The sequence below is a fragment of the Fructilactobacillus lindneri DSM 20690 = JCM 11027 genome, assembly GCF_002907375.1.
GTDB classification, from domain to species: domain Bacteria; phylum Bacillota; class Bacilli; order Lactobacillales; family Lactobacillaceae; genus Fructilactobacillus; species Fructilactobacillus lindneri.
The window spans coordinates 1-1,001 of record NZ_MIYK01000015.1; the positions used below are offsets into that span (position 1 = coordinate 1).

General features: G+C 40.4%; 2 protein-coding genes. Both read left to right on the top strand.

Annotated elements, in window-relative coordinates; genetic code table 11:
- Window positions 1–544: abortive infection family protein (locus BHU33_RS04860; protein ID WP_180993652.1), on the top strand; the 544-nt coding region annotated here is incomplete at its 5' end.
- A gap of 62 nt (window positions 545–606) precedes the next feature.
- On the top strand, window positions 607–1,001 hold a 395-nt coding region (locus BHU33_RS04865; RefSeq protein ID WP_146038918.1), incomplete at its 3' end, for a helix-turn-helix domain-containing protein.

A 1,001-nucleotide genomic window follows, 5' to 3' on the forward strand; every position in this document is an offset into this window, starting at 1 on the left:
TGAGAAAATAGCCATTATTGATTCTAAAGCAACCCCCAAAGTACTTGTTGACCCTGCCGAAATCATGAATATTGGTTATGTCGAAAAAGTTCTCAACAATGCTAAAGAAGATTTATTAAATAATGATTTAGACATCGTAGTAACTAAATCTAGAACAATAATTGAAACAGTATTCATAGTAATATTACGTAAGCATCAGATCGATTTTAAAGAAAATGGAGATATTAGTCATTATAGATCTCTAGTTAATAAAACATTGGGCATGAAACCTGACAATAGGTGGGATGAAAATGTTTCTTCTCTAATTAATGGTCTTAATAAAATCGTTGATTCTATAACTACCATGCGAAATATTAATAGTGATTCCCATGGTAGCTCTAATAGGGTGAAAATCAATGAAGCTGAAGCTGAACTAATTTTAAATTCTGCCGTTAATATTTCTGTATACTATCTAAGAGTGGATGGAAGAAAAGAAAAAAATAGCCCCAATTTAAAATTGAAGTGCAACACTTACCTTACTAGACCAGTTCATTATTCAGACTAGTCAAAAAGGCCATGAAGACCTATTCTTGTTAGTGCTAGCCAAACAAGAAAGCAGGAATCTTCATGACCCACTCTCAGACTAATACCCACAAGCATTACCAACAACTCAGTTTTAGCGACCGTGCTACAATTCAGGCCCTTCAGGCTGCTGGTGACACCGCGACCGTGATTGCACAGAAGCTTCATCGCAGTAAAGCGACAATCTCACGAGAAATCACGCGTGGATCTGTAACTCAGCTCGACTCGAAGCGTCACTCGCATCAAGTCTATCTTGCGGATACTGCCCAAGCCATGCACGACCGGAAACGCGATAGAACCGGTCACTACGCCTTTCTTAAGACCGTCCGTGCGTTCTTCAAGCCTCTCGCCAGGGAGCTTACTCGTAAGACGCGCGTACACAACGTTGATAGCTTCGTACACTTCTATCGCGACCAGGGCAAGGCGTGCCCTTCTACGAC